The sequence below is a fragment of the Pantoea sp. E956-1 genome (genome assembly GCF_982223955.1).
In genome coordinates this window covers 117,973-143,502 of the sequence record NZ_CEUYZP010000009.1, presented here as the reverse complement: position 1 = coordinate 143,502, position 25,530 = coordinate 117,973, and the positions used below count along the sequence as shown (strand labels likewise).

The following is a 25,530-nucleotide window of genomic DNA, read 5'->3' as shown; positions in this document are numbered from 1 at the left end:
ATTTAATCGGGGAGACAAGGTGATGGCGTTAGCGCTCACTTTACGCAGCAACCGCGCAGTGCAATGGCTCAGCCTGCCACTGCAGCTGGGTTTCTATATCGGCCTGTTTATCGCCTGCGACCGGCTGGTGAGCTGGTTGCACCTGCCGCTGCCCGCCAATATTGTCGGGATGCTGCTGCTGCTGGCGTTAATCGTGACGCGGATTGTGCCGCTGAACTGGGTGAAAGCCGGGTCACGCTGGCTGCTGGCTGAGATGCTGCTGTTCTTTATTCCGGCGGTGGTGGCGGTGGTGAACTATGGCGATCTGCTGCGGGTCGATGGCTGGCGCATCTGTGTGGTGATCGGCGTCAGTACGCTGCTGGTGCTGGCCTCGACTGCCTGGGTGGTAGACCGGCTTTATCAGTACGAAGTCGCGCGCGCCGCGCGTAAGCAGGATCCGCATGCGTGATTTTCTGCTGAGCCTGCTGTGTGTGGCGGTCACGCTGCTGGTTTATGCGCTGAATAAACGGCTTTACCGCCGCTGGCGGACACTGCTGCTGATGCCTCTGGTGATGACGCCGCTGGTGCTGGTGGCACTGCTGCTACTGACGCATATCAGCTGGCAGGATTACATCGCAGAAAACCACTGGCTGCTCTGGCTGCTGGGACCGGCGACGCTGGCGTTTGCCGTGCCGGTTTATGAGAACGTAGCGATTATCAAGCGCCACTGGCTGTCCCTGAGCGCGGGCGTAGTGACCGCGACGCTGGTTGCCGTCTGCAGTTCCGTCTGGCTGGCGCGGCTGTTAACCCTGCCGGAGTCGATTCAACGCAGCCTGGCGGTGCGTTCTATCACCACGCCATTTGCGCTGGCAGCGGCGGGGCCGATTGGCGGTCAGCCCGATCTGGTCGCATTGTTTGTGGTGATCACGGGCGTGTTTGGCATGGCAATCGGCGACGTGCTTTTTCTGCGGCTCGCCATTAAACAGGGCGTGGCGAAAGGCGCGGGATTCGGTGCAGCGTCACACGGCGCCGGCACGGCACGCGCTTATCAGATTGGCGAGCAGGAGGGCGTGGTCGCCAGCCTGGTGATGATGCTCTCTGGCGTGGTGACCGTGGTGCTGGCCCCGCTGATTGGGCACCTGATGTGGACAATATAGGCTACACTCCGTCGCACAGACGCTGGTCTGCGCTGAGACACGTATTTTTACGTAAAGTTTTCCGGATTTTGTTGTCTCCTCATTTCAGGCTGTTAACCTTGCGGCCGAATTAATTGTCCTTTCATGGAGTGGAATCATGTTTAAGCAACTTGTTGCCGGGAGCGCCCTCGGGCTGGTTTTAATGAGCGGTGCCGCTCAGGCGATTGAAGGCAGTGTTGATGTCAGCGAACACAACACCAACCTGAATGTGGGTCTGGGCACCACAACACCCGGTCTGTTTCTGAAAGGTAACTGGCTGCGTAGCGACCATGACGGCAGCACCTACGGTGCCGGTCTGGGTTACAACGTTGATTTCGGGCCGCTGCGTCTGGCGCCGACCGCAAAAGCGATCTTCACCCATCCTGAAGATGGAAAAGATGGATTTGCGGTGGCGCTGGGTGGTGCAGCACACTACAGCTTCAACAGCATGTGGGGCCTGTATGGCGAGTATTATTACGCGCCGGAGTCTTTCACCGATCAGCTCGACAGCTATCAGGAAGCCGGTGGCGGCCTGAGCTTCACGCCGGTTTCACTGCTTAACCTGCGTGTGGGTTATCAGTACATCGAACTGAACAACAAAGATGGACGCAAAGATAACGTGCTGGTCGATGGCCCGTACGTGGGTGCATCGCTGCGCTTCTGATTCTGCTGCGCGAAAGAAGAGGGCGACTACTTCAGTAGTCGCCCTCTTTTTATTGCCTGCTCGTTATGAACGAAAAGTCACGATCAGTGCGCTTTGCCCTGTTCTATACCGGTGCCGGTCTGCGAGCGGATAAACTGTGCACGGAAGCGTGAACGTTCTTCTGCGCCCTGCTGCGAATGGTCGGTAATCGAGAAAAGCCAGATGCCCACAAAGGCCACCGCCATGGAGAACAGCGCCGGATACTCATAGGGGAAAATCGCCTTCGCGTTGCCCAGCACCTGTACCCACACCGTCGGGCCAAGGATCATCAGGATAACGGCGGTCAGCAGACCGAGCCAGCCGCCTACCATTGCGCCGCGCGTCGTGAGTTTTGACCAGTACATCGACAGCAGGATGATCGGGAAGTTACAGCTGGCCGCAATCGAGAAGGCCAGCCCGACCATAAAGGCGATGTTCTGTTTCTCAAACAGAATACCCAGCGCAATCGCTACCACGCCCAGCGCCAGCACGGTAATTTTTGAAACCCGCAGCTCATCTTTCTCGCTCGCCTGACCTTTACGGTAGACGCTGGCGTAGAGGTCGTGAGACACCGCCGACGCACCCGCCAGGGTTAAGCCTGCGACAACGGCCAGAATCGTGGCGAAGGCAACCGCAGAGATAAAGCCCAGGAAGGTGCTGCCGCCCACGGCGTTCGCCAGATGTACCGCCGCCATATTGGTGCCGCCAATCAGCGCGCCGCTGGCATCTTTGAAGGCCGGGTTAGCGCCCACCAGCAGGATGGCACCGAAGCCGATAATAAAGGTCAGGAAGTAGAAGTAACCCATAAAGCCGGTGGCCCAGAAGACACTTTTACGTGCCTCTTTAGCATCCGCTACGGTAAAGAAGCGCATCAGGATATGCGGCAATCCGGCCGTACCAAACATCAGCCCCAGCCCCAGCGACAGCGCCGAGATAGGATCTTTGACCAGTCCGCCAGGCTGCATAATCGCGATGCCTTTTGGATGGACCGCCATCGCTTCGGTGAACAGCGTATTAAAACTGAATCCGGTCGCCTTCATTACCATGACCGCCATGAAGGTGGCACCAAACAGCAGCAGCACGGCTTTGATGATCTGCACCCAGGTGGTGGCCAGCATGCCGCCAAACAGCACATACATCACCATCAGAATGCCGACCAGGACTACCGCAACATGGTAGTTAAGGCCAAACAGCAGCTGGATCAGTTTACCGGCCCCGACCATCTGCGCGATCAGGTAGAGCGCCACGACCACCAGCGAGCCGCAGGCTGACAGGGTGCGGATCGGCATCTGCTTCAGACGATACGAGGCGACATCGGCAAACGTGTAGCGACCCAGGTTGCGCAGTCGCTCGGCGATTAAAAACAGAATCATCGGCCAGCCGACCAGGAAGCCGAGCGAGTAAATCAGTCCGTCATAACCGGAGGTGTAAACCAGCGCTGAAATGCCCAGGAACGAGGCGGCCGACATGAAGTCACCCGCCATCGCCAGGCCATTCTGGAAGCCGGTGATATTGCCGCCCGCGGTATAGTAGTCATTGCGCGAACGGGTACGCTTTGAGGCCCAGTAAGTAATCCCCAGCGTGGCTCCGACGAAAATCGTAAACATGATGATCGCCTGATAGTTGGTCGCCTGGCGCTGCACAGCACCGGTTATCGCATCGGCAGCCAGCGCTGAAAACGGTAGCATTAAGGCCAGCAGCCATAAGGTGAGACGGGTCATGATTTCACCTCGCGGAGGATCGCTTTGGTTAAACGGTCAAACTCACCGTTGGCGCGCCAGACATAGACGCCGGTCAGCACAAATGACATCACAATCAGCCCGACACCAATCGGGATACCACGTGTGACATTGGTGCCGGCATGCAGCGGCGTGCCGAGCCAGCCGGGTGCAAACGCGATCAGCAGGATAAAGCCGACATAGAGCACCAGCATGATCAGCGACAGCAGCGTCGCGAACGCCTGGCGCTTACGGACTAACTCATGAAAAAGGGGATTACGCTCAATCTGTTGATTGATTGCATCCTGATTCGAAAGGGCGTCATTCATCACATTTTCTCCAGAGGGCTTGCAGGCGAGAACCTCGCGACAGGGCGCGGATTCAGCTGGTTATAATAGTTGTGACTACCGAAACAGACTGCGTAGGGCGGGTGTGGCGGGAAGCGATCTTCCCGCCGGACAGCGTGCGCTTAAGGCATTTTGATCGACTGTTTCTCCTCAAGCAGTTTTTCTACTACGCCAGGATCGGCGAGCGTAGAAGTATCACCAAGGTTACTGGTATCCCCGGTGGCAATTTTGCGCAGAATACGCCGCATGATTTTGCCGGAGCGGGTTTTCGGCAGTGAGTCGGTCCAGTGCAGCACATCCGGTGTGGCTATCGGGCCAATTTCTTTACGGACCCACTGGCGCACTTCGGTGTACAACTCCGGCGACGGCTCTTCGCCATGATTCAGCGTGATATAGGCATAAATCGCCTGGCCTTTGATGCTGTGCGGAATCCCCACTACCGCCGCTTCGGCGATTTTAGGGTGCGAGACTAGCGCCGATTCAATTTCGGCGGTGCCGAGTCGGTGACCGGAGACATTGAGCACGTCATCGACGCGTCCGGTGATCCAGTAGTAGCCATCTTCATCACGACGGGCACCATCACCACTGAAGTAGACGTTTTTAAAGGTAGAGAAGTAGGTTTGCTCGAAACGGTCGTGATCGCCATAGAGGGTACGCGCCTGACCCGGCCACGACTCGGTGATCACCAGATTGCCTTCACAGGCGCCTTCCTGTGGCTGACCTTCGTTATCCACCAGTGCGGGCTGCACGCCAAAGAACGGTCGGGTAGCGGAACCCGCTTTCAGTTCGGTCGCACCCGGCAGCGGCGTGATCATGAAGCCGCCGGTTTCTGTCTGCCACCAGGTATCAACAATCGGGCAGCGGCTGTTGCCGATTTTCTTGTAGTACCACTCCCAGGCTTCCGGGTTAATTGGCTCACCGACCGATCCCATAATGCGCAGGCTGCTGCGGTCGGTGCCGGCAATCGCCTTATCACCTTCCGCCATCAGCGCACGGATGGCGGTGGGCGCGGTGTAGAGCAGTGTGACTTTATGTTTATCGACCACTTCTGCCATACGGCTCGGCGTTGGCCAGTTCGGCACCCCTTCAAACATCAGTGTGGTGGCGCCACAGGCCAGCGGGCCATAAACCAGATAGCTGTGGCCCGTCACCCAGCCAACATCGGCGGTGCACCAGTAGATATCATCCTGATGGTAATCGAAGACGAACTTAAAGGTCGTGGCGGCATAGACCAGATACCCGCCGGTGGAGTGCAACACGCCTTTGGGTTTGCCGGTTGAGCCAGAGGTATAAAGGATAAACAGCGGATCTTCCGCGCCGACTTCTGCGGCAGCGTGGTTGGTGCTCGCGTTCAGCATCAGGTCGTGCCACCACTGATCGCGGCCTTCAACCCAGCCCACATCTTTACCGGTGCGCTGGAAAACCACCACGTTTTTCACGCTGGTGACATTAGGATTTTTTAACGCGTCATCGACATTTTTCTTCAGCGGAATGCTGCGACCGGCGCGGATCCCTTCATCGGCCGTGATCACCAGCGAGGCGCTGGAATCGACGATGCGGCCAGCGACAGCCTCTGGTGAGAAACCGCCAAAGATCACCGAGTGAACGGCACCGATACGCGCACAGGCCAGCATCGCTACTGCGGCTTCCGGCACCATCGGCATATAGATCGCCACCACGTCGCCTTTTTTCACTTCCAGCAGCTCCAGCACGTTGGCGAAGCGACAGACTTCGGCATGCAGCTGGCGGAAGGTCAGGGTTTTGCTTTCGCTGGCGTCGTCGCCTTCCCAGATAATCGCCGGGTGATCGCCGCGCGTGGCTAAATGACGGTCAAGGCAGTTTGCCGCCAGGTTGAGCGTGCCATCTTCGTACCAGCGAATGTTAATGTTACCTGGTGCAAACGAGCAGTTTTTCACTTTGCTATAAGGCTTAATCCAGTCAAGGATTTTGCCCTGTTCACCCCAGAAACTGTCTGGATCGTCGACAGATTGCTGATACATCGCCTGATACTGTTCTGCCGTAATCAGGGTGTTTGCTGCAATATTCTCTGGAACGGGATGTTTGTGTATTTGGCTCATGGCGGATCTCCTTGAAGATGTTAATGATATGTCAATCAATGGTTAATTAAAGCCTGCGCCAAAGCTTTGTTTCTTTTTTGCGCCACAGATCACGTGATAAACATCCCGCAGAGAAGCGTTAACCCGTTCTGATATATCCGGATAACGCGCTGGCAGCGAGGGAGAAGTCAGGCATCGCTTTTGCGCTTTCACGCTGAATAAAAAGCGAGCAAACGCGCCGGATCAGTTTTTAATCGTTTCTGCATAGCTATGCGTAAATTCATCGAAGTAATACTTTTCATAACAGCAGGTTAGGGTTTTTTAGCTCTGGCAGCACTTTATGCTGCTTAGATGGTGAACTTTTAATCGGATCCGCCAGGGGTTGCATTTACCACAGTGAAAATGGTACTTATCTCGCCCCTGTTCTGCAGGTATCAACTCAGACCGCGTCTGAAAATGGGTATGGAAATCATCAGATTTTTATACGAGGCGCTGTTTCAAGACACCCTCTAATTTACCGGGCTTTTTGCTCACTCCCTGTGTGTATTGTCTTCTGCACCTTCGCAGTAGAGAGAAACGGGTTTTGACTGAGGAAATTATACGTTATGAAAGGTTTTAAAATCAGCCTGGCCTGGCAGATTCTGACAGCCCTGGTGCTTGGCATCATTGTGGGTGCTGTGTTGCATAATCAGCCAGACAATCGTGAATGGTTAGTCACCAACATTCTCAGCCCGGCAGGCGATATCTTCATTCATCTTATCAAGATGATTGTGGTACCGATTGTGATTTCATCCCTGATTGTCGGCATTGCTGGCGTGGGTGATGCAAAGAAGCTGGGACGCATCGGCGTCAAAACGATTCTCTACTTTGAAGTGATCACCACCATTGCCATTGTGGTCGGTATTACGCTGGCCAACGTATTTCAACCCGGCACCGGCATTGATATGTCAACGCTGGCAACGGTGGACATCTCTAAATATGAAGCGACAACGGCAGAGGTACAGGGCGGTCCACACAGCCTGGTCACCACCATTCTGTCGCTGATCCCGCAGAATATTTTCGCCTCAATGGCGAAGGGCGACATGCTGCCGATTATCTTTTTCTCGGTGCTGTTTGGCTTAGGTCTCTCGTCACTGCCGTCAGAACAGCGCGATCCGCTGGTGAACCTGTTCCGTGGCATTTCTGAAGCGATGTTTAAAGTGACGCACATGATCATGCGCTATGCACCTGTAGGTGTGTTTGCGCTGATTGCGGTGACGATTGCTAACTTCGGCTTTGCCTCGCTCTGGCCACTGGCTAAGCTGGTGCTGTTGGTTTACGCGGCAATTCTGTTCTTCGCCTTTGTGGTGCTGGGCGGGGTGGCGCGCTTCTGTCAGCTGCGGATTACCACGCTGATGCGTATCCTGAAGGATGAGCTGATTCTCTCTTACTCTACTTCCAGCTCGGAAACGGTGCTGCCGCGTATCATGGAGAAGATGGAAGCCTACGGTGCGCCGAAAGCGATCACCAGCTTCGTGGTGCCGACCGGTTACTCGTTTAATCTGGATGGTTCAACGCTTTATCAGAGTATCGCGGCGATCTTTATTGCGCAGCTGTATGGCATTGACCTGTCGCTGACTGACGAGATTGTGCTGGTACTGACGCTGATGGTGACCTCGAAAGGTATCGCTGGCGTGCCAGGCGTCTCCTTCGTGGTGCTGCTGGCCACACTGGGCAGCGTCGGCATTCCTCTGGAAGGTCTGGCGTTTATCGCCGGTGTTGACCGCATCATGGATATGGCGCGTACCGCGCTGAACGTGGTCGGTAATGCGCTGGCGGTGCTGGTGATTGCCCGCTGGGAAAACCAGTTCGACGCTGAAAAGGCGAAAGAATATGAGTTGCAGTGGCGGACGCAGGCTGCAAGCTGAGAACAGCGTTAACGCAAAAAAGGGCTCAACGAAAGTTGGGCCTTTTTTTATGAGATTTTTAATGGCAGATATACAGGTTGACTGAAAATTAAAAGGTTATAATTTTATAACCAAAAGCCACGATTATACGACAGTGATATTGTCATTATGATTTATTATGGTTATATTTCGTTGCGGTGAGTTGACTGTGTTCTTTGACAACATGGAGTGTTGACGGATGCCAGAAATTAACTGGACGAAGAAGGCATTAAAACAGCTTTATGGGCTGCCTCAGAAAGAGGGCAACGCTATTGAAGATGCTGTAGAGGCGCTGGCTAAATGGCCGGATATTCCTCATCTGAAAGTCGAAAAGCTGACTGATGATAAACAGAAGCGAATGAAGCTGGTAGTAGGTCACTACCGCGTACTCTGGAAGATAGAGAAAGGTCAGCCAGTAGTGATAGATATACTTGAAGTCGTAAGAAGAACATCGACCACGTACAAAAAGCGCTAGCAGTGTGGTGGGAGCAATGTGCGTCATCAATAAGTTCTGTGCAGCCGGGTTTAGCGTTCCGCAGCACAGGCAGACGATCAGACAGTGTTGCCTGCCGTACCACTAAGGAGTGATTACCCATGAATGCTATACAGTTTCTGACGGACGAACGCGGGAACCGCACTGGTGCTGTCATCCCTATAGAGCTGTTTAATAAGCTCATGGCTGAACGTCATTTAGATGATGTGTTTGAGTCTGTCCCTTATGAAGTGGGTCCAGACGATGATGAAACGATTCCTCACGATGTAATGAAAATCAGCCGACGGCAATCCGTTCCTTTGCATGTTGCCTGGCGTTTGCATCGTCACCTGTCACAGGAAGAGGTGGCGAATAAACTGGGCATCACGCAGGCTGGCGTGTCGAAGTTAGAGTCGAGAAAGAAACCTCAAAAACAAACGCTTGAGAAGCTGGCTGCTTTATATGGCTGCAGAACGTCACAACTTTATATTGATTAAATGGATGCGCTTTTAACCCGTGATTCGTGGGTTTTTATTGTCTTTTGGATGAGTGACATAGGATGGGAGGCGAGGTCTTTGCAGGGAAAACAGTGCTCCGTTCAGTCGGATACCAGCAGTGACTGCGTAAAGTCGTCGTAAACCCATCCCTGGGGCCTCGGCCGCCGGTTCACTCACCTCATCTATAAGGCTCGCCCGCAAGCGGGCCAACGCTTTGCGTTGTTCAAAAACGCTCCCGACGTTTTTGTCCATGCGGCGGACGCCTTACTTTGCTACTGCTGGTTTCCGCCTTCACAACTCACTTTGTGTGCTGATATGTCAGAAGGGCAAAAAACAGGAAAGGACATCTTACTCCAGCAGGCCTTTTTCAACGTTTATGTCCGACTCAAGCCTCTTTTTAAGCAGCCATAAAAAAGCCTGAGGGAAGAAAAGGTTCACCTGAAGAGTAAAGCGCCCACGCAAGGGACAAAAACGCCGGGAGCGTTATTGAACAACGCAGAGCGTTGGCCCGGCAACGGGCGCACCTCATGGATGAGGTGCGTAATCGCGTGGGCCGAGCGTCATGGATGACGAATGCGTCTTTACGATCAGGTGAACCTATTCTGACCTGCACCGGTCTCTCAGCGATTCCTCTCACATGCACCGCACCCAGGCCGTAATGCGGAGCGATTAAGCTCCGAATTCCTGGCGTCATGCTTATACTCATCACTCACCCAATCTGATCCCCCCGCAACATGACTCACCCCACATCCATCGAAAAAAGATCTCACCCAATGAATTAATCATTCGTTATGATAGTTAGTAATTTGAATAATTTATTCCTTTGCGGAGTCCGCCATGAAACTCGACCTCAGCCAGATGATCACCGAAGGCCGCAACCCGGCCAGCCAGAATATTGACGAACTCTCCACCGAAGCGATGCTGCGCGTCATCAATGATGAAGATAAAAAGGTGGCGCTGGCGGTAGAGGCCATCGTGCCGCAGATTGCCGCCGCCGTTGACGCCATCTGCGCCGCGTTCCAGGCCGGTGGACGACTGATCTATTGCGGCGCAGGCACCTCCGGTCGGCTGGGCATACTGGATGCCAGCGAATGCCCACCAACCTTTGGCACACCCCGCGGGCAGGTGATCGGCCTGATTGCAGGAGGCCATACCGCCATACTCCAGGCGGTAGAAAACGCGGAAGACAACCGGGAGCAGGGCGCGCAGGATCTGAAAGATATCCACTTCAGCCGCCACGATGTGCTGGTTGGCATCGCCGCCAGCGGCCGGACACCTTATGTGCTGGGCGCGCTGGCTTACGCGAACGAACTTGGCGCGACTACCGTAGCGCTCACCTGTAATCCAGGCAGCGCCATGTCGCAGATTGCCGCGATTGCGCTCACGCCGGTGGTCGGCCCGGAAGTGGTCACCGGGTCCTCCCGCATGAAAGCGGGCACGGCGCAAAAACTGGTGCTCAACATGCTCACCACCGGATCGATGATCCGCAGCGGAAAAGTGTACGGCAACCTGATGGTCGATGTGGAAGCCACCAATCAGAAACTGGTGCAGCGTCAGGTTAATATTGTCATGCAGGCCACGGACTGTGATGACGCGACGGCCAGCGCCGCGCTCACCGCCTGTGGCGGACACTGCAAAACCGCCATCCTGATGGTACTGGCTGACCTGGCTGCTGATGAGGCGAAAGCGCTGCTCCGTCAGCATCAGGGCTTTATCCGTCAGGCTTTACAGGCAGCGGGAGCACGCTAATGGCTAAAATCACCGAGGCACTGTTGCGCGACATCCTGCAGGCGGTCGGTGGCGCGCAAAATATCGCGGCCTGTGGTCACTGCATGACGCGGCTCCGCCTGACGCTGAATCAGCCGGGAGTAGTTGATCCGTTAAGGTTAAAAAGCCTGCCGGGTGTCTTAGGCGTTATCGACAGCGAGGCACAGTTGCAGATTGTGCTGGGACCTGGCAAGGCGCAAACCGCCGCTGAGGGGATGCAGAACCTGCTGGCTCAGGGGGATGCCGCGCTGGCACCGCAGGGCGAAACAGCGGAACTTCGCGTGCTGGCGCAGCAGCAGAAGCAGCAGCTAAAGGCGAAACAGACCAGCGGCGTGCATCAGTTCCTGTCGCGCTTCGCCACCATCTTCACTCCGCTGATTCCGGGCTTTATCGGCGCGGGTCTGCTGCTGGGGTTTGCCACGCTGATTGAACAGAGTCTCCACCTCAATGCACCCGGGGACCACGCGCCCTGGCTGCTGCATACCGTGGCGTACATGAAAGTCTTCGGTAAAGGGTTGTTCACCTTTCTCAGCATCCTGATTGGCTACAACGCGCAGAAAGCGTTTGGCGGCAGCGGCGTCAATGGCGCAATCATCGCCTCGCTGTTTGTGCTCGGCTATGTGCCCACGGCCACCACCGGCTACTACAGCGGCATGGAAAACTTCTTTGGCCTGGCGATCGACCCGCGCGGCAATATTATTGGCGTGCTGATGGCGGCGATTATCGGGGCATGGATTGAAAAACAGCTGCGTAAAATCATTCCCGATAATCTCGATATGATCCTCACCTCGCTGTTTACGCTGGTGATCACCGGCGCCATCACCTATCTGTTGATCATGCCGCTGGGCGGCGAACTGTTTAAAGGGATGTCGTGGCTGTTTATCCATCTCAATAACAATCCCTTTGGCTGTGCGCTGCTGGCCGGGCTGTTCCTGATCGCGGTGATGTTCGGCATCCATCAGGGCTTTATTCCGGTCTACTTTGCGCTGATGGAAACCCAGGGTTTTAACTCGCTCTTCCCGATTCTGGCGATGGCGGGAGCAGGCCAGGTCGGCGCATCTCTGGCGTTGTGGTGCAAGGCAGAAAAAGGGGCGCTGCTGCGGGCGCAGATCAAAGGCGCTATCGTGCCGGGGCTGCTTGGCGTCGGTGAACCACTGATCTACGGCGTCACACTGCCGCGCCTCAAGCCCTTTATTACCGCCTGTGGCGGCGGGGCGCTGGGCGGGTTCTTTATCGGGCTGGTGGCGTGGCTGGGTTTGCCGGTCGGGATGAACACGGTATTCGGCCCCTCCGGCCTGGTCACGCTGCCACTGATGACCTCCAGCCAGGGGATCTTCGCTGGCATGGCGGTCTATCTGGCCGGGCTGATGGTGGCCTGGATCGGCGGATTCCTGCTCACCTGGTGGTTTGGCACCCGGAATGTCGACCTCAGCTGACCCGCTGCTGGCATTCTCCAGTCCGGCTAACGGATGGATAATCAACCAAAAATGTGAAAGCCGCTACAAAGCGGCTTTATTATTGCCATTAATTTAACTTAAACGCTAAAGAGTAGGCAGAAGCATGCCGAAAACTTAAAAAAAGGTAATCGTTATCTCTCAGCCCACCGTTTTCATGCCGACACTCAGACCGTCGCGTGCAGGACGTCGGGTCTTCAAGGAATTTTGATGCGTAACAACCAGCCCGTCTCTCAGCGTGAATATCTGTTCGACGATAATGCGACACTGATGTCGACCACCGATCTTAACAGCCACATCACCTACGCTAACGACGCGTTTATCGAGGCGAGCGGCTTCACCGCCGACGAGATCAATGGCCAGCCGCATAACATGGTGCGTCATCCCGATATGCCATCAGAAGCGTTTGCCGACATGTGGGCGACGCTGAAGCAGGGGGAGCCCTGGACGGCACTGGTCAAGAACCGCCGTAAAAATGGCGATCACTACTGGGTGCGGGCCAACGCCATTCCGGTAGTCCGCGACGGTAAAGTGCAGGGCTATATGTCGGTACGCACCAAACCCACGGCAGAGGAAGTGCGTCAGACCGAGGTGCTCTATCAGGATTTTCGTGAAGGCCGCGCCAGAGGGCGACGTTTTCACAAAGGCCTGCTGGTTCGCAGCGGCTGGCGTCGTCCCGCCTCAATCCTGAAGACGCTGCCCCTTCGCTGGCGGATCCGCAGCACACTGCTGACGTTACTGCCCCTCTCGGTGGCGGGCGTCTGGGCGCTGGGCATGACGCCCGCGGCACTGGCAGGCTTTACCGCGGGAATGGCTGCGTTGCTTCTGCTCTGCAGCCTGTGGCTGGAGCAGCAGATTTCACGCCCTATTGAGCGGATGTGCAAACAGGCGCTGAGCGTGGCGACCGGTGCCAGCCATAAAGTAGAGCCGATGGATCGCGTTGATGAGGTGGGTGTGACGCTGCGCGCTATCGGTCAGCTCGGATTGATGTTCCGCTGGCTGGTGGATGATGTCAGCGGCCAGGCGATCAACGTGCTGAGCGCCAGCGACGCCATCGCCCGCAGCAACAATGAGTTGAGTCGCCGTACCGAGCAGGCCGCTGCCAACGTGCAGCAGACCGCGGCGACCATGAACGAAATGACCGCCACGGTGAAGAGCAACACTGAAACCGCGCATGAGGTGAATACGCTGTCAGCCGATACCAGCAGCGCTGCCAGCAAAGGCGGTGAGGTGATGACCGAGATGATGGGCATGATGGGCGAAATTGCTGACAGTTCAAAGCGGATTGCCAATATTACCAGCGTCATCGACGGGATTGCCTTCCAGACCAATATCCTGGCACTGAACGCCGCCGTGGAAGCGGCACGGGCCGGTGAGCAGGGCAAAGGTTTTGCGGTAGTCGCGGGAGAAGTCCGCAGTCTGGCGCAGCGCAGCGCCAAAGCCGCGAGCGAAATCAAAATGCTGGTTGAAACCAGCGCCAGCCGGGTCAAATCGGGCAATGATCACGCCAGCGCGGCAGGCAGAACGATGCAGGATATCGTGTCGCAGGTGCAGAATGTTACCGCACTGATCGCCCAGATCAGCGCCGCCACGGCCGAACAGGCGACCGCGCTCAGCGAAGTCAGTTCAGCGGTGGAAGATCTCGATGATATCACCCACCAGAACGCCGCCCGCGTGACAGAAAGCGCCGAGGCTTCAGGTCGCATGACTCATCAGGCTAACCGTCTGGTCGAAGCGATCAGCGTCTTTCGTTAAGAGAAGAGATTAAGCGGCCGGATAAGAGGCCAGCGCCTGCGTGCCGTCGCGTCCGGCACGCAGTGCGCCTGGTGACTGACCGACAATTCGTTTAAAGGCGCGACTGAATGCCGCAATCGAGCCGTAGCCGAGATGATAAGCCACGGCTTCCACCGCTTCACCGTTGTTCACAATTCGCTGCACCGCCAGCCGCATCCGCAACTCCGTCAGATAGCGCAGCGGCGTCATGCCGGTGGCATTGAGAAAACGTCCGGCAAACACCGAGCGCGAACAGCCTGCCACGCTGGCCAGCCGCGCCACCGTCCAGTTTTCGCCTGGCTCCCGATGCATCGCGGCAATCGCCTGACTCAGACGTGGATCGCGCATCGCCTGCACCAGGCCACTGCGCTCGCCGCAGCCGTTCTCTACCCAACCGCGCACAATCAGCGCGGCAACCACGTCTGCCAGACGCGACAGAATCCCGGCGAATCCTGCCTGGCGGGTACGCGACTCCCGCTCCATCGCTGCCAGAATCGGCTGAATCTCCGGGTATTGCGACAGCAGGGTACTCACCAGCATCACATCGGGCATGGTGTTGATCAGCGGCTGCATGCCGCCGAGCTCAAACGCCATGCAGGCGCTGAACAGCAGCACGCTGTGTTCGTCATCACAGGCATCTTCCGGAGCGGCAATGGCGCAGACGCTGTCGCAGATCGGCTTGCTCGCCATGTTTTTAATACACTGGCAACTGGCTTCCTCACTGGAGATCAGGCTGTGCGGCTTACCGTGCGGCACCAGCAGCGCATCGCCACTGTTAAGCTGAAACACCTCGCCGGAGGCACTGCGCACCATCAGTGAGCCGCGTCCGACAAAATGGAACTGTGCCCGGCCCGGTGCGTGCTCATAACGTAGCCCGAACGGCGCGCTCACTGCGATACGCTGATAGTTCACGCCATAGAGGCGCATCCCCATCAGCAGCTCACTGGTCAGATCTCCATAGTGGCTCATGTGATTCCAGACGAATTATCAAAAATGAAGGTGTAAGCATCATAGATCGTCCTGACGCGGCGCTCTATGCTCACACTCACTTTTTTTATCTTCCGGAGAAGCAGCATGAGTCTGACAACCGAAGTGGCTGATGAGGTTTCCTCGCCGACCCGTCCCGCGTGGGGCGCGGTATTTGCTATGGCATTTGGGGTGTTCAGCCTCATCACCGCCGAATTTTTACCCGTGAGCCTGCTGACGCCGATGGCCCACAGCCTGGGCGTATCAGAAGGGCAGGCGGGACAGACCGTCACCATCACCGCGCTGGTGGCGCTGTTTACCAGTCTGGTCACCGGCAGCGTCACGCGGCGCATTGACCGCCGCATCGTCATGCTGGTCTTTTCGCTGTTGCTGATCGCTTCGGCACTGATGGTGGCGTTTGCAGCTGACCTGACGGTGATCCTGCTGGCGCGGGTGCTGCTGGGTATGGCCATTGGCGGCTTCTGGACACTCTCAACCGCTATCACCATGCGTCTGGTTCCCACCGATCAGGTGCCGCGTGCACTCTCTATCGTCTTCAGCGGTATCTCGCTGGCGACGATTATCGCTACGCCACTGGGCAGCTATCTCGGCGGACTGGTGGGCTGGCGCAACATCTTTATGCTGACCGCCGGACTGGGTGCAGTGGCGCTGCTGTGGCAGTTCTTTACCCTGCCCGCCATGCCGGCAGAGAACAAAGCCCGCAATGGCGGGGTGCTGTCACTGCTGCGTATAGGTGTGATGCGCTGGGGGATGCTGGCGGTAATCATGATGTTTACCGGTCACTTCGCCTTCTTTACCTATCTGCGTCCGTTCCTGGAAGGCGTTGCACAGCTCAACCTCAATCAGCTGTCGCTGGTGCTGCTGGCCTTTGGTGTGGCGAACTTCTTTGGCACCTCGCTGGCCGGTTTCCTGGTCACCCGCAGCGTATCACTGACCCTGAGTGGCATGGCGCTGTTGATGAGTGTCACCGCGCTGTTGCTGGTGAGTTTTGGTGATGTCAGCTGGATGGTAGGCGCAGGCGTGGCGATCTGGGGGATGGCGTTTGGTTCGATGCCAACCGGCTGGTCAACCTGGATTTCGCGCGCGGTGCCGGATGATGCGGAGTCGGGCGGGGGGTTACTGGTTGCCACCATCCAGCTGGCGATTACTGTCGGTGCAGCGGCGGGCGGCTGGATGTTTGACCTGCGCGGCGCAGGCGGTGTGTTCGTTGCCAGCGGTGTGCTGATGCTGCTGGCCGCGCTGACCATCTTCACGCGGGTACGACATCACGGTTAAATTCTCAAGGGCAGCAATATATGCTGCCTTTTTTAATGGGGGTAGATTATTAACCTTTTGAGTGATAACTGTGCGAAATGTGCTTTTTAACATCAGTTTTTCTGAACGAGTTAAGCAAAACCCTCCGCTTTTTCCTGATCAACTTCCGGATTAATATATCTATCAACAAGGCAACACGCCTTACCTGATTAAAATTAACCGAGGAATTGACCATGAAATCTATCAAAACTTTTGCAGCTGTTATCGCGCTTTCTGTCCTGCCATTCGCCAGCTTCGCCCAATCTGTGACCGCCATCGACTCTACGCTGGATGGTGCTGAAGCGAAAATTGCTGCGCAGGCTCAGGAAGCTGGTACTTCATATAAAATCACTGAAGCTTACACCAACAACGGCGTTCACATGACCGCTGAGCTGCTGAAATAAGCTAAGTTTTACCCTCTTGTGCTGACAGGACGCCTTTGGGCGTCCTGGCGGCGTTTATCCGCGAATAATCCTGTCCCTTTCCCCCCGAAATAATTATTATTCTCAAAAACAATTCCGCATCTGACTGCTGGTCAGCTATTTCTGGTTGCAATGTCGGGCTTTCTTTTCACTGCGTTTGCAGTGGATTAACTATGGAGAAGTTATGAAAGCGATTATCAATACGCGCCGGACCCTGCGTCCGCTGTTACTGGCTACGGCCCTGTTCTCTGCCTCAGGATGGCTGGCGGTGCAGGCTGAGGATCTCAATCAGGCCGTGGGTAAAGGCGTCTATGAACTGGCAGTCAGCCCGAAAGATAACGCGCTGTTCGTAGCGACAGCGCAGAACAGCAGCGGTGACGGCGGCACCGTTTTCCGTCTCGACCCGGCTACGCTGGCAGTTCAGCAGTCAATTAACACAGAGCTGAAATCGTTTGGCGCGGCGATCAACCCGCAAACCAACGTGCTCTATATCGGTAACACCGTAAACGGCTCGGTCACCGCCATTGACGCCAGCAGCGGCAAAGTACTCAACACGCTGGTGCTGGATAGCCGTAAGCGCAGTGAGACAGTGCGTCCATTGCAGCCACGTCAGGTGGCGGTCGATGTTAAAACTAACCGGGTTTATATCACGGGGCTGGGACCGCAAAGCGTGGTCTGGGTGGTGGATGGCAGCACGCTGAAGCTTGTCAGCACCATCCCGAATACCGGTAAAATGGGCACCGGCCTGGCGGTAGATTCAGACGCGCAGAAGGTCTACGTCACCAACGCAGATGGCGAACTGGTGACGATCAATGCGCGCACCAATGCCATTGAGAAAAAGCAGAAGATTGATGGAGATAAAGAGCACTTCTTCCTGAACATCGCGCTGGATACGCGCGGTCAGCGCGCCTTCCTGACGGATTCAAAGCAGGCGCAGGTGCTGGTGGTAGATCTGCGTAATCAGCAGGTGATTCAGCGGATTGCTGTGCCGGAATCGCTGGCGGTGCTGTTTAATGGTGATCGCGATGAGCTTTATGTTACTCATCGCAAAGCGGGTGAAGTCAGCATCATCGACGCCAGCAGCTATAAGGTGAAGCGCACGGTGAAAACCCCGGCGTTGCCTAACAGTCTGGCGCTCTCGGCAGACGGCAAGGTGCTTTATGTCAGCGTGAAGCAGCCTGGCTCGCGCAAGGCGCCGCCAAAAAATCCTGACAGCGTGATGCGTATTGCACTGTAAGGCGTGACGTCCCGGACACTGCTGTGTTAAAGCTGTTTGACATCCGGTCCTGTAAACGAGAAAGCCACTCTGACGAGTGGCTTTTTTATTTTCAAAGCCGGTTTGAGGTCTGGGATATCCCTTTGCACTGGCGGCCCGCGAGACACTTGCCTTTATAGCGAACAGGCTATAGCATCATTTATAGCTTATTCGCTATAAGGATGTTGCGATGTGGGATGTGGATACAACCAAAAGATTTGATCAGTGGTTCAAGGCTCAGACTGAGGAACTGAAGGAGGATATGCTCGCCGCGATAGTTATCCTGTCTGAGTATGGGCCGCAGTTAGCGAGGCCGTTTGCTGATACCGTAGACGGCTCTGATTTTCCGAATATGAAAGAATTAAGAGTACAGCATCAAGGCAAACCGATACGGGCCTTCTTTGCTTTTGATCCTTCTCGCCGCGGCATTGTGTTGTGTGCAGGCGATAAAACCGGGTTTAAGGAAAAGAAATTCTATAAAGACATGATCAAATTGGCAGATGCTGAATTCCGCAAATATTTGAATGGAGGGGATAATGGCTAATTTAAAAGAGCTGATGGCAAATCAAAGTCCGGAGAGTCGCGAACGCATTGCCAAAAAAGTCGATGCAATGCGGCAGGTTATCGCGCTACACATGTTGCGCGAAGAACTTAACCTGTCACAGACAGAGATGGCGCACGCAATGGGTGTGAAACAGCCAACTATCGCCAGAATGGAACAGGCTGATAATGATCCCCGCCTTTCTACGCTGAAGCGTTACGTTACGGCTCTGGGAGGAGAGATAAGTATCGATGTCAAATTGCCGACAGGCAAAAGAATAGCTTTTGATCTGTGATTAAAAGAGAGAAGCCACATTATCCTGGCTTCTCTCTTTCCAACCCGTTACACCTCTTCCGACGCTTCGCGCATCATCTCATCGTGCGGAACATCATCCAGAATCTGCTCAAAGCTGCGCAGACGCTTATAGATCGACATCAGTTCGATCAGCGTCGACCAGGAGGCGATCAGATACTGGAACGAGCCGCGCACCTGATCAAACACGTTGGTGATCTGGTTGAGTAAGCCCAGCGTGATGGTGCCCGCCACAATGGATGGAAACAGCAGAAACAGACCAAACACGTTATCGACCTGCAGATAGAGAATGCGGGTGATGTTGAAGTAGAGATAGTGAAAGTAGAGACGGAAGTAGTTAACCCGCACCCGACTGAACAACTCCTGAACCGTCTGCGGTCTGGCGCGATCGGCATTGTCTTCGCCGTAGACCAGCTCTTTACGGTAAGCGGCTTCAACCCGCTGATTGCGGAACTCCAGCCCCGGCAGCTTAATCCCCACCAGCGCCAGCAAGCCAGTACCAAACACTGACCAGAGCACTGCGGCGATCACCAGTGCGTAAGGAATATTGCCGAGGATGGGAATATCTTTCACGTGATGGGAAAGTGTGACCAGCACCGGTAAAAACGCCACCAGCGTCATAATTGCCTGAATAAAACTGACACCCCAGTTTTCCAGCGTGGTCGCAAACCGCATGGTGTCTTCCTGCACACGCTGTGCGGCACCTTCGACATGACGCAGACGCTGCCAGTTGTGCATGTAGTAGTTATTCATGGCGCTACGCCAGCGGAAAACCCAGTGGCTGATAAAGAAGGAGTTGAGTACGCCAATCACCACCGCGATTAATGCGATGCCGAGAAAAGAGAAAACCTCATGGTAAAACTCCGCAATCTGCACCGATCCCGCTTTGGTTAACGCTTTCTGAATCAGATCATAAAACGGTCCATACCAGGCGTTAATGGCCACCCCGACCTGCACGCCAAACCAGGTGACAAAGATGATCAGCGCGGAACCCCAGACTGACCAGCGTTGCCATGGATGTGCATCAATCAACCGCCAGGCTCCGGCAAAAATGGCTACCATGATCCAGTAATAGAGGTAGAACCAGAGCTGACTCACGGCGATAAAACGCGCTGCTGTGGTCGGCAGGGGCTGTTTCATTGCTGTTTCAAAGGTGGGCCAGATGCCGGGCAGATGCGCGGCAAAGCCGAACCACGCAAAAATCGCGACTAAGCTCCAGACAGCCGCAGAGCTGAAAAACAGCGCTGGCCGCGGAAAAAAGGACTTAAACATAGGCACTCCGCTGTTGTGTGTTGCCTGTTATAACGTTTTTGACGGGTCGCTGTCTGTAGTCTGTTGTTTCTGCTAATGACAGGAAGGGGCTAGATGTTAATGAAATTGTGCGGTTTTGTTTCGTGGAACTAAATCTTTGTGAATGGCAGTGTTACAATGTGCTGGTTTGTTACCGGTAACAATCAGGCTGCTGGTCTGTATCTGCTGATAAAAACCATAAAAACACAATCACCAATTTTTTCATACCGCCGGTCAGCGCGGGAATGAGGCAATGTCATGTCAGAACAAAAAAAGGGTCATTCACGCAGGGATTTTTTGCTGAAGACAATCACCCTGGCGCCTGCAATGGCGGTAGGTTCCACAGCGATGGGTGCACTCTCCCTGCCGCTGACCACACAGGCGGCTGAAACCCCGGCCACGCCACAGCAGGCGCGCGACTACCAGCCGAACTGGTTCACCGCCGAAGAGTTTGCTTTTATTATCGCCGCCGTGGCACGGCTTATCCCCAGCGATGAACGCGGGCCTGGTGCGCTGGAAGCGGGCGTGCCTGAGTTTATCGACCGTCAGATGAATACGCCGTATGCCACGGGGTCGAACTGGTATATGCAGGGGCCGTTTAACCCCGACCTGCCCAAAGAGCTGGGCTATCAGCTGCCGCTGGTGCCACAGCAGATCTACCGACTCGGTCTGGCCGATGCCGATAATTACAGCAAAAAGCAGCACGGCAAGGTGTTCGCCCAGCTCAGTGGCGAGCAGCAGGATGCCTTACTGCAGGCGATGGAAAGTGGCAGTGCTGAATTCAGCCAGCTGCCGGCAAAAGTTTTCTTTAGCTTCCTGTTGCAGAATACCCGTGAAGGCTTCTTCAGCGATCCTGTACACGGCGGAAATCAGGGCATGGTCGGCTGGAAGCTGATTAACTTCCCTGGCGCACGCGCCGACTTTATGGACTGGGTAGAGCGCGGCGAACGTTATCCGTTCCCGTCAGTGTCGATTCGCGGGGAGAGAAGCTAAGCATGGCAAACGAAATGAAAAAAGTGGATGCGGTGATTGTCGGCTTCGGCTGGGCGGGTGCCATTATGGCGAAAGAGCTGACCGAAGCGGGCCTGAACGTGCTGGCGCTGGAGCGCGGACCGCACCGCGATACCTATCCCGATGGCTCCTATCCGCAGTCCATTGATGAGCTGACCTATAACGTCCGCAAAAAGCTTTTCCAGGATCTCTCCAAAAGCACCGTGACCATTCGGCATGATGCGTCGCAGACCGCAGTGCCCTATCGTCAGCTGGCAGCGTTTCTGCCCGGTACCGGCACCGGTGGCGCAGGGCTTCACTGGTCCGGCGTTCATTTCCGTGTCAATCCGGTTGAGTTGCGGATGCGCAGCCATTACGAAGAGCGCTACGGCAAGCACTTCATTCCGGAAGGCATGACGATTCAGGATTTTGGCGTCAGCTACGATGAGCTGGAGCCGTTCTTCGACAAAGCGGAAAAGGTTTTTGGCACCTCAGGCAGCGCCTGGAGTATCAAAGGCAAAGTGGTCGGCAAAGATACAGGCGGCAACCCGTTTGCGCCCGATCGCTCAGATAACTTCCCGCTGCCCGCGCAGAAGCGCACTTACTCGGCGCAGCTGTTTGCTCAGGCGGCAGAGTCGGTCGGCTATCACCCTTACGATCTGCCATCCGCCAATACTTCGGGTCCGTATACCAACCCCTACGGCGCACAGATGGGGCCGTGCAACTTCTGCGGTTATTGCAGCGGCTACGCCTGCTACATGTATTCCAAGGCGTCGCCTAACGTCAATATCCTGCCTGCGCTGCGTCAGGAGCCGAAGTTTGAGCTGCGTAATAACTCTTATGTGCTGCGGGTCAATCTCAGCGATGACAAAACGCGTGCGACCGGCGTGACCTATGTGGATGGACAGGGCCGCGAGCAGGTTCAGCCCGCTGACCTGGTGATCCTCTCCGCCTTCCAGTTCCACAATGTTCACCTGATGCTGCTGTCGGGTATCGGCAAACCCTATAACCCGATTACCAACGAAGGGACCGTGGGCCGTAACTTTGCCTATCAGAACCTCTCTACGCTGAAGGCGCTGTTTGATAAGAACACCACCACTAATCCGTTTATCGGTGCGGGTGGCGCAGGCGTTGCGGTTGATGATTTCAACGCGGATAACTTCGACCATGGGCCGCTGGGCTTTGTTGGTGGTTCGCCATTCTGGGTTAACCAGGCGGGCACCAAACCGATCTCCGGCCTGCCGGTGCCGGCGGGTACGCCCAACTGGGGCAGCAAATGGAAAGCGGCGGTGGCGGATACCTACACCCATCATCTGTCGATGGATGCGCACGGCGCCCATCAGTCTTATCGTGCCAACTACCTTGATCTCGATCCCAACTACAAAGATGCCTATGGACAGCCGCTGCTGCGCATGACCTTTGACTGGCAGGAGAACGACATCAAAATGGCGCAGTTCATGGTCGGTAAGATGCGCAATATCGCGGAAGCGATGAATCCGAAGATGATCATCGGCGGCGCGAAAAAGCCGGGCACCCATTTCGACTCCACGGTGTATCAGACTACCCACATCAGTGGCGGGGCGATCATGGGCGACGATCCAAAAACCAGTGCGGTTAACCGTTATCTGCAAAGCTGGGACGTGCCGAATGTGTTTGTACCGGGCGCATCAGCTTTCCCGCAGGGACTGGGCTACAACCCGACCGGCATGGTGGCGGCGCTGACCTACTGGTCAGCCAAAGCGATTCGCGAACACTACCTGAAAAACCCAGGCCCACTGGTGCAGGCATAAGGACATGGCGATGAAAAATGGCATTCTGGCTCTGATTCTTGGCTCCCTGACGTTCTCCGCCCTGGCGGAGAGCAGCCAGGACGATCTGGTTAAACGGGGTGAGTATCTGGCGCGAGCCGGTGACTGTGTAGCCTGCCACACCAGCAAAGGCGGCGCGGCGTTTGCCGGTGGTCTGCCGATGGCAACACCGATCGGCACCATCTATTCCACCAACATTACGCCCGATCCCGCGACTGGCATTGGCGAATACAGCTACGACGACTTCCAGAAAGCGGTGCGTCAGGGCGTGGCGAAAAATGGCGATACGCTCTATCCGGCGATGCCATATCCCTCTTACGCCGTGGTCAGCGATGAAGACATGAAGGCGCTTTACGCCTACTTCATGCATGGCGTCGCGCCGGTCGGGCAGCCAAACCGGGAGAGCGACATTCCCTGGCCGCTGTCGATGCGCTGGCCGCTGGCGATCTGGCGCGGGATTTTTGCGCCCGACGTGAAAGCGTTCCAGCCTGCAGCCCAGGAAGATCCGGTGCTGGCACGTGGTCGCTATCTGGTTGAAGGACTGGGTCACTGCGGGGCCTGTCACACACCGCGCAGCATCACGATGCAGGAGAAGGCGCTGACCAACGAGGAGGGCAGCGACTATCTGGCGGGCAGCAGCGCACCGATTGATGGCTGGACCGCCAGCAACCTGCGTGGCGACAACCGCGATGGACTGGGGCGCTGGAGTGAAGAGGACCTGCGTCAGTTCCTGCGTTATGGCCGCAACGATCAGACCGCCGCTTTTGGTGGCATGACCGATGTGATTGAACACAGCCTGCAGCACCTGAGCGAGTCCGATATCACGGCGATTGCGCGCTACCTGAAGTCGCTGGGCGCGAAAGATCCCCATCAGGCAGCCTTCAGCGTCGATGACGCCACCGCCAAAGCGTTGTGGAAAGGTGACGACAGTGCGACGGGTGCAGCCACCTACGTCGACAGCTGTGCGGCGTGCCATAAAACCGATGGTAGCGGCTACAAACGTTTCTATCCGGCGCTGCGCGGTAATCCGGTAGTACTGGCGGACGATCCGACCTCACTGATTCATATCGTGCTGGTGGGCGGACAGTTGCCTGGCGTTAATGGCGCGCCGTCGACGATTACCATGCCAGCATTTGGCTGGCGTCTTGACGATCAACAGGTGGCGGACGTGGTCAACTTCGTGCGTAACAGCTGGGGCAACAAGGCGTCGGAGCCGGTCAGCGCGAAACAGGTCGCTGAGCTGCGTAAAGATGAGAAAGATCGGCTGGGCAGTGCAGATATCCGGGTACTGGAAGGCAAATAATCGGCAGTAAAAAAGGCCGTCATCATCAGGATGACGGCCTTTTCTTTTAGATATTCTCCAGATCGATACCGCGCGTTTTCGGCCCGTAAATCCCTACCGACAGCATCACCATCACCATGCTCAGCACGATAAAGGTAATCACGCCTGGCGTACCGGCGTACTGCAGGATCACCCCGATCAAAATACTGCTGAATACCGTAGAGAGGCGGCTGAAGGAGTAGCAGAAGCCGACTGCCCGCGCCCGAATATGGGTCGGGAAAATCTCGGTCTGATAGGCGTGGAAGCTGAAGGTCAGCCAGGCGTTGGACCAGGTAATCAGGAAGCCGCAGAGAATCAGCAACACCGGCTGCGTCTGGAAGGCGAACAGCGTACCGAACACCACCGTCATCAACGACGACAGGACGATCTGCCACTTATTTTCCAGCTTATCGGCGTAGCGGCTACAGATCAGCGATCCCAGCGGATAGGCCAGCGTGATGAAGAAGGCATAAAGCAAACTGTGCGTCACCGTGGCACCGTTTCCTGACAGCAGCGCAGGCAGCCAGTTACCAAAGCCGAAAAAGCCGATCGCCTGGAAAAAGTTCATCACCACCAGCATCAGGGTGCGCTTGCGGTAAGCGGGTGACCAGATCTCGCTGAAACGCCCCCGTTTTGGCAGCTGTGCCGCGGCGTCATCGGCTGAAAAAGCGGGTCCGGCCGGGATGCCACAGCGTTGCTCCATCGTGGACAGCACCTGATGCGCCTCCTGATGACGACCCTGCTGCGCCAGCCAGCGCGCCGACTCCGGTAGGTTCCTGCGCACCAGCCAGATCACCAGCGAGCAGACCGCGCCCGCAATGACCACCCAGCGCCAGCCTTCAAGGCTGAACAGCGTTTGCGGAATCAGCCACCACGACATCAGCGCCACGGCCGGCACCGATAAAAACTGCACGAAAAAAGAGAAGGCAAAGGCGCGGCTGCGCAGATGGGTCGGCACCCATTCCGACAGATAGGTGTCGATGGTCACCAGCTCGACGCCCAGCCCGATCCCCACCAGAAAGCGGAACAGAATAATCATCTCCGCGCTCTGCTGGAACGCCATCAGCAGCGAAAACAGCCCGTACCACAGCAGCGCACACATAAAGGTGAGACGGCGACCAAAGCGATCAGCGTAGGGTGCCAGCAGGCTGGCACCGAAAAACAGACCGAGAAAAGTGGCCGAGGCAAAGGCCGCCTGATCGGAGAAGCCCAGCACGCCTGCCGCACCCGTGTGAAAAACGCCCGCCGACAGCAGGCCGGTACTGATATAGCCGGTTTCAAACAGGTCATAAAGTTCAAAAAAGCCGCCCAGTGCCAGCAGCGTAATAAAACGCCACAATCCGGCAGAGGAGGGCAGTGCATCAACCCGTGCGGCTAAGCTGTTGCGGGCCGCCGATGAAGCGTGCATCGGCGGCAGGCTGGTGGAGGAGGTGGTCATGTCAGCGTGAACCTCAGGCAGTGTGGA

General features: G+C 56.1%; 23 protein-coding genes. 17 read left to right on the top strand and 6 right to left on the bottom strand.

Features of this window, described 5'->3' with window-relative positions; translation table 11 throughout:
- The first annotated feature begins 22 nt into the window (after nt 1–22).
- The 3 genes from AC0T7J_RS19480 to AC0T7J_RS19470 all read left to right on the top strand — a co-directional run bounded on the left by AC0T7J_RS19480 (nt 23) and on the right by AC0T7J_RS19470 (nt 1,818).
- Nucleotides 23–448, top strand: coding sequence for a CidA/LrgA family protein (locus tag AC0T7J_RS19480; RefSeq protein WP_010672051.1), 426 nt, complete (start codon nt 23–25; stop codon nt 446–448).
- A complete protein-coding gene (locus AC0T7J_RS19475) occupies nt 441–1,136 on the top strand; it encodes an LrgB family protein (protein WP_473796065.1) in 696 nt (231 codons plus the stop codon). Before AC0T7J_RS19480 ends, AC0T7J_RS19475 begins: the two co-directional genes overlap by 8 nt.
- Nucleotides 1,137–1,272: 136 nt before the next feature.
- Nucleotides 1,273–1,818, top strand: coding sequence for a YfaZ family outer membrane protein (locus AC0T7J_RS19470; RefSeq protein WP_010252147.1), 546 nt, complete (start codon nt 1,273–1,275; stop codon nt 1,816–1,818).
- An 83-nt stretch (nt 1,819–1,901) separates the two neighbouring features.
- On the opposite strand, the gene AC0T7J_RS19465 is transcribed toward AC0T7J_RS19470, so the two are convergent.
- The 3 genes from AC0T7J_RS19465 to acs all read right to left on the bottom strand — a co-directional run bounded on the left by AC0T7J_RS19465 (nt 1,902) and on the right by acs (nt 5,979).
- Complete coding sequence (locus AC0T7J_RS19465) at nt 1,902–3,557, bottom strand: cation acetate symporter (protein WP_022625224.1); 1,656 nt, start codon at nt 3,555–3,557, stop codon at nt 1,902–1,904.
- Nucleotides 3,554–3,883, bottom strand: coding sequence for a DUF485 domain-containing protein (locus tag AC0T7J_RS19460; protein ID WP_031591760.1), 330 nt, complete (start codon nt 3,881–3,883; stop codon nt 3,554–3,556). Before AC0T7J_RS19460 ends, AC0T7J_RS19465 begins: the two co-directional genes overlap by 4 nt.
- Before the next feature lie 140 nt (nt 3,884–4,023).
- The gene (gene acs, locus AC0T7J_RS19455; RefSeq protein WP_010252142.1) at nt 4,024–5,979 is read right to left on the bottom strand and encodes an acetate--CoA ligase; all 1,956 of its coding nucleotides are present in this window, start codon (nt 5,977–5,979) and stop codon (nt 4,024–4,026) included.
- Between the two features lie 584 nt (nt 5,980–6,563).
- Between acs and gltP the strand changes: the two genes are divergently transcribed.
- From gltP to AC0T7J_RS19425, 6 genes are all read left to right on the top strand, one after another.
- Complete coding sequence (gltP, locus tag AC0T7J_RS19450) at nt 6,564–7,865, top strand: glutamate/aspartate:proton symporter GltP (RefSeq protein WP_473796060.1); 1,302 nt, start codon at nt 6,564–6,566, stop codon at nt 7,863–7,865.
- Between the two features lie 217 nt (nt 7,866–8,082).
- Nucleotides 8,083–8,358: a type II toxin-antitoxin system RelE family toxin gene (locus AC0T7J_RS19445; protein WP_010252139.1), complete on the top strand. Its 276-nt coding sequence runs from the start codon at nt 8,083–8,085 to the stop codon at nt 8,356–8,358.
- Between the two features lie 119 nt (nt 8,359–8,477).
- On the top strand, nt 8,478–8,852 hold the full coding sequence (locus AC0T7J_RS19440; RefSeq protein ID WP_033780420.1) for a helix-turn-helix domain-containing protein: 375 nt from the start codon (nt 8,478–8,480) through the stop codon (nt 8,850–8,852).
- A gap of 837 nt (nt 8,853–9,689) precedes the next feature.
- Nucleotides 9,690–10,601: an N-acetylmuramic acid 6-phosphate etherase gene (gene murQ, locus AC0T7J_RS19435; RefSeq protein ID WP_473796055.1), complete on the top strand. Its 912-nt coding sequence runs from the start codon at nt 9,690–9,692 to the stop codon at nt 10,599–10,601.
- Nucleotides 10,601–12,055: a PTS N-acetylmuramic acid transporter subunit IIBC gene (gene murP, locus AC0T7J_RS19430; RefSeq protein WP_473796052.1), complete on the top strand. Its 1,455-nt coding sequence runs from the start codon at nt 10,601–10,603 to the stop codon at nt 12,053–12,055. The genes murQ and murP overlap by 1 nt, the downstream gene beginning before the upstream one ends.
- 228 nt (nt 12,056–12,283) lie before the next feature.
- On the top strand, nt 12,284–13,828 hold the full coding sequence (locus AC0T7J_RS19425; protein WP_473796050.1) for a methyl-accepting chemotaxis protein: 1,545 nt from the start codon (nt 12,284–12,286) through the stop codon (nt 13,826–13,828).
- 9 nt (nt 13,829–13,837) lie between these two features.
- On the opposite strand, the gene AC0T7J_RS19420 is transcribed toward AC0T7J_RS19425, so the two are convergent.
- Nucleotides 13,838–14,815: a cupin domain-containing protein gene (locus AC0T7J_RS19420; protein ID WP_473796047.1), complete on the bottom strand. Its 978-nt coding sequence runs from the start codon at nt 14,813–14,815 to the stop codon at nt 13,838–13,840.
- Between the two features lie 105 nt (nt 14,816–14,920).
- On the opposite strand from AC0T7J_RS19420, the gene AC0T7J_RS19415 reads away from it, so the two are divergent.
- The 5 genes from AC0T7J_RS19415 (at nt 14,921) to AC0T7J_RS19395 (ending at nt 18,639) form a co-directional block, all read left to right on the top strand.
- Nucleotides 14,921–16,108: an MFS transporter gene (locus tag AC0T7J_RS19415; RefSeq protein WP_473796044.1), complete on the top strand. Its 1,188-nt coding sequence runs from the start codon at nt 14,921–14,923 to the stop codon at nt 16,106–16,108.
- A gap of 212 nt (nt 16,109–16,320) precedes the next feature.
- Nucleotides 16,321–16,530, top strand: coding sequence for a YdgH/BhsA/McbA family protein (locus AC0T7J_RS19410; RefSeq protein WP_086904998.1), 210 nt, complete (start codon nt 16,321–16,323; stop codon nt 16,528–16,530).
- 202 nt (nt 16,531–16,732) lie between these two features.
- Nucleotides 16,733–17,785, top strand: coding sequence for a 7-bladed beta-propeller protein YncE (yncE, locus tag AC0T7J_RS19405; RefSeq protein ID WP_473796040.1), 1,053 nt, complete (start codon nt 16,733–16,735; stop codon nt 17,783–17,785).
- 208 nt (nt 17,786–17,993) lie between these two features.
- Complete coding sequence (locus AC0T7J_RS19400; RefSeq protein WP_473796037.1) at nt 17,994–18,347, top strand: type II toxin-antitoxin system RelE/ParE family toxin; 354 nt, start codon at nt 17,994–17,996, stop codon at nt 18,345–18,347.
- Nucleotides 18,340–18,639: a helix-turn-helix domain-containing protein gene (locus AC0T7J_RS19395; RefSeq protein ID WP_022625233.1), complete on the top strand. Its 300-nt coding sequence runs from the start codon at nt 18,340–18,342 to the stop codon at nt 18,637–18,639. The genes AC0T7J_RS19400 and AC0T7J_RS19395 overlap by 8 nt, the downstream gene beginning before the upstream one ends.
- A 47-nt stretch (nt 18,640–18,686) precedes the next feature.
- On the opposite strand, the gene sbmA is transcribed toward AC0T7J_RS19395, so the two are convergent.
- Complete coding sequence (gene sbmA, locus AC0T7J_RS19390) at nt 18,687–19,928, bottom strand: peptide antibiotic transporter SbmA (protein WP_473796034.1); 1,242 nt, start codon at nt 19,926–19,928, stop codon at nt 18,687–18,689.
- 276 nt (nt 19,929–20,204) lie between these two features.
- Here sbmA and AC0T7J_RS19385 point away from each other — a divergent pair, with 276 nt between their 5' ends.
- Genes AC0T7J_RS19385 through AC0T7J_RS19375 form a run of 3 tightly spaced genes read left to right on the top strand, consistent with a single transcriptional unit; the run spans nt 20,205 to nt 24,047 of the window.
- Nucleotides 20,205–20,939 carry a gluconate 2-dehydrogenase subunit 3 family protein gene (locus AC0T7J_RS19385; protein ID WP_473796031.1) on the top strand — a complete coding sequence of 245 codons (735 nt, stop codon included), beginning with the start codon at nt 20,205–20,207 and terminating at the stop codon, nt 20,937–20,939.
- A 2-nt stretch (nt 20,940–20,941) separates the two neighbouring features.
- Nucleotides 20,942–22,726 (top strand): GMC family oxidoreductase, encoded by a 1,785-nt coding sequence (locus tag AC0T7J_RS19380; RefSeq protein WP_473796028.1) that lies wholly within the window; start codon nt 20,942–20,944, stop codon nt 22,724–22,726.
- Between the two features lie 10 nt (nt 22,727–22,736).
- Nucleotides 22,737–24,047 (top strand): c-type cytochrome, encoded by a 1,311-nt coding sequence (locus tag AC0T7J_RS19375; protein WP_473796195.1) that lies wholly within the window; start codon nt 22,737–22,739, stop codon nt 24,045–24,047.
- A gap of 46 nt (nt 24,048–24,093) precedes the next feature.
- Here the strand turns inward: AC0T7J_RS19375 and AC0T7J_RS19370 are convergent, their stop codons facing one another.
- Nucleotides 24,094–25,503 carry an MFS transporter gene (locus AC0T7J_RS19370; protein ID WP_473796025.1) on the bottom strand — a complete coding sequence of 470 codons (1,410 nt, stop codon included), beginning with the start codon at nt 25,501–25,503 and terminating at the stop codon, nt 24,094–24,096.
- Between the last annotated feature and the right edge of the window lie 27 nt (nt 25,504–25,530).

Bases quoted from the DNA above. Each gene is read 5' to 3' on its own strand.
- AC0T7J_RS19480 (WP_010672051.1), top strand. From the start codon at position 23: ATGGCGTTAGCGCTCACTTTACGCAGCAACCGCGCAGTGCAATGGCTC.
- AC0T7J_RS19475 (WP_473796065.1), top strand. From the start codon at position 441: ATGCGTGATTTTCTGCTGAGCCTGCTGTGTGTGGCGGTCACGCTGCTG.
- AC0T7J_RS19470 (WP_010252147.1), top strand. From the start codon at position 1,273: ATGTTTAAGCAACTTGTTGCCGGGAGCGCCCTCGGGCTGGTTTTAATG.
- AC0T7J_RS19465 (WP_022625224.1), bottom strand. From the start codon at position 3,557: ATGACCCGTCTCACCTTATGGCTGCTGGCCTTAATGCTACCGTTTTCA.
- AC0T7J_RS19460 (WP_031591760.1), bottom strand. From the start codon at position 3,883: ATGAATGACGCCCTTTCGAATCAGGATGCAATCAATCAACAGATTGAG.
- acs (WP_010252142.1), bottom strand. From the start codon at position 5,979: ATGAGCCAAATACACAAACATCCCGTTCCAGAGAATATTGCAGCAAAC.
- gltP (WP_473796060.1), top strand. From the start codon at position 6,564: ATGAAAGGTTTTAAAATCAGCCTGGCCTGGCAGATTCTGACAGCCCTG.
- AC0T7J_RS19445 (WP_010252139.1), top strand. From the start codon at position 8,083: ATGCCAGAAATTAACTGGACGAAGAAGGCATTAAAACAGCTTTATGGG.
- AC0T7J_RS19440 (WP_033780420.1), top strand. From the start codon at position 8,478: ATGAATGCTATACAGTTTCTGACGGACGAACGCGGGAACCGCACTGGT.
- murQ (WP_473796055.1), top strand. From the start codon at position 9,690: ATGAAACTCGACCTCAGCCAGATGATCACCGAAGGCCGCAACCCGGCC.
- murP (WP_473796052.1), top strand. From the start codon at position 10,601: ATGGCTAAAATCACCGAGGCACTGTTGCGCGACATCCTGCAGGCGGTC.
- AC0T7J_RS19425 (WP_473796050.1), top strand. From the start codon at position 12,284: ATGCGTAACAACCAGCCCGTCTCTCAGCGTGAATATCTGTTCGACGAT.
- AC0T7J_RS19420 (WP_473796047.1), bottom strand. From the start codon at position 14,815: ATGAGCCACTATGGAGATCTGACCAGTGAGCTGCTGATGGGGATGCGC.
- AC0T7J_RS19415 (WP_473796044.1), top strand. From the start codon at position 14,921: ATGAGTCTGACAACCGAAGTGGCTGATGAGGTTTCCTCGCCGACCCGT.
- AC0T7J_RS19410 (WP_086904998.1), top strand. From the start codon at position 16,321: ATGAAATCTATCAAAACTTTTGCAGCTGTTATCGCGCTTTCTGTCCTG.
- yncE (WP_473796040.1), top strand. From the start codon at position 16,733: ATGAAAGCGATTATCAATACGCGCCGGACCCTGCGTCCGCTGTTACTG.
- AC0T7J_RS19400 (WP_473796037.1), top strand. From the start codon at position 17,994: ATGTGGGATGTGGATACAACCAAAAGATTTGATCAGTGGTTCAAGGCT.
- AC0T7J_RS19395 (WP_022625233.1), top strand. From the start codon at position 18,340: ATGGCTAATTTAAAAGAGCTGATGGCAAATCAAAGTCCGGAGAGTCGC.
- sbmA (WP_473796034.1), bottom strand. From the start codon at position 19,928: ATGTTTAAGTCCTTTTTTCCGCGGCCAGCGCTGTTTTTCAGCTCTGCG.
- AC0T7J_RS19385 (WP_473796031.1), top strand. From the start codon at position 20,205: ATGTCAGAACAAAAAAAGGGTCATTCACGCAGGGATTTTTTGCTGAAG.
- AC0T7J_RS19380 (WP_473796028.1), top strand. From the start codon at position 20,942: ATGGCAAACGAAATGAAAAAAGTGGATGCGGTGATTGTCGGCTTCGGC.
- AC0T7J_RS19375 (WP_473796195.1), top strand. From the start codon at position 22,737: ATGAAAAATGGCATTCTGGCTCTGATTCTTGGCTCCCTGACGTTCTCC.
- AC0T7J_RS19370 (WP_473796025.1), bottom strand. From the start codon at position 25,503: ATGACCACCTCCTCCACCAGCCTGCCGCCGATGCACGCTTCATCGGCG.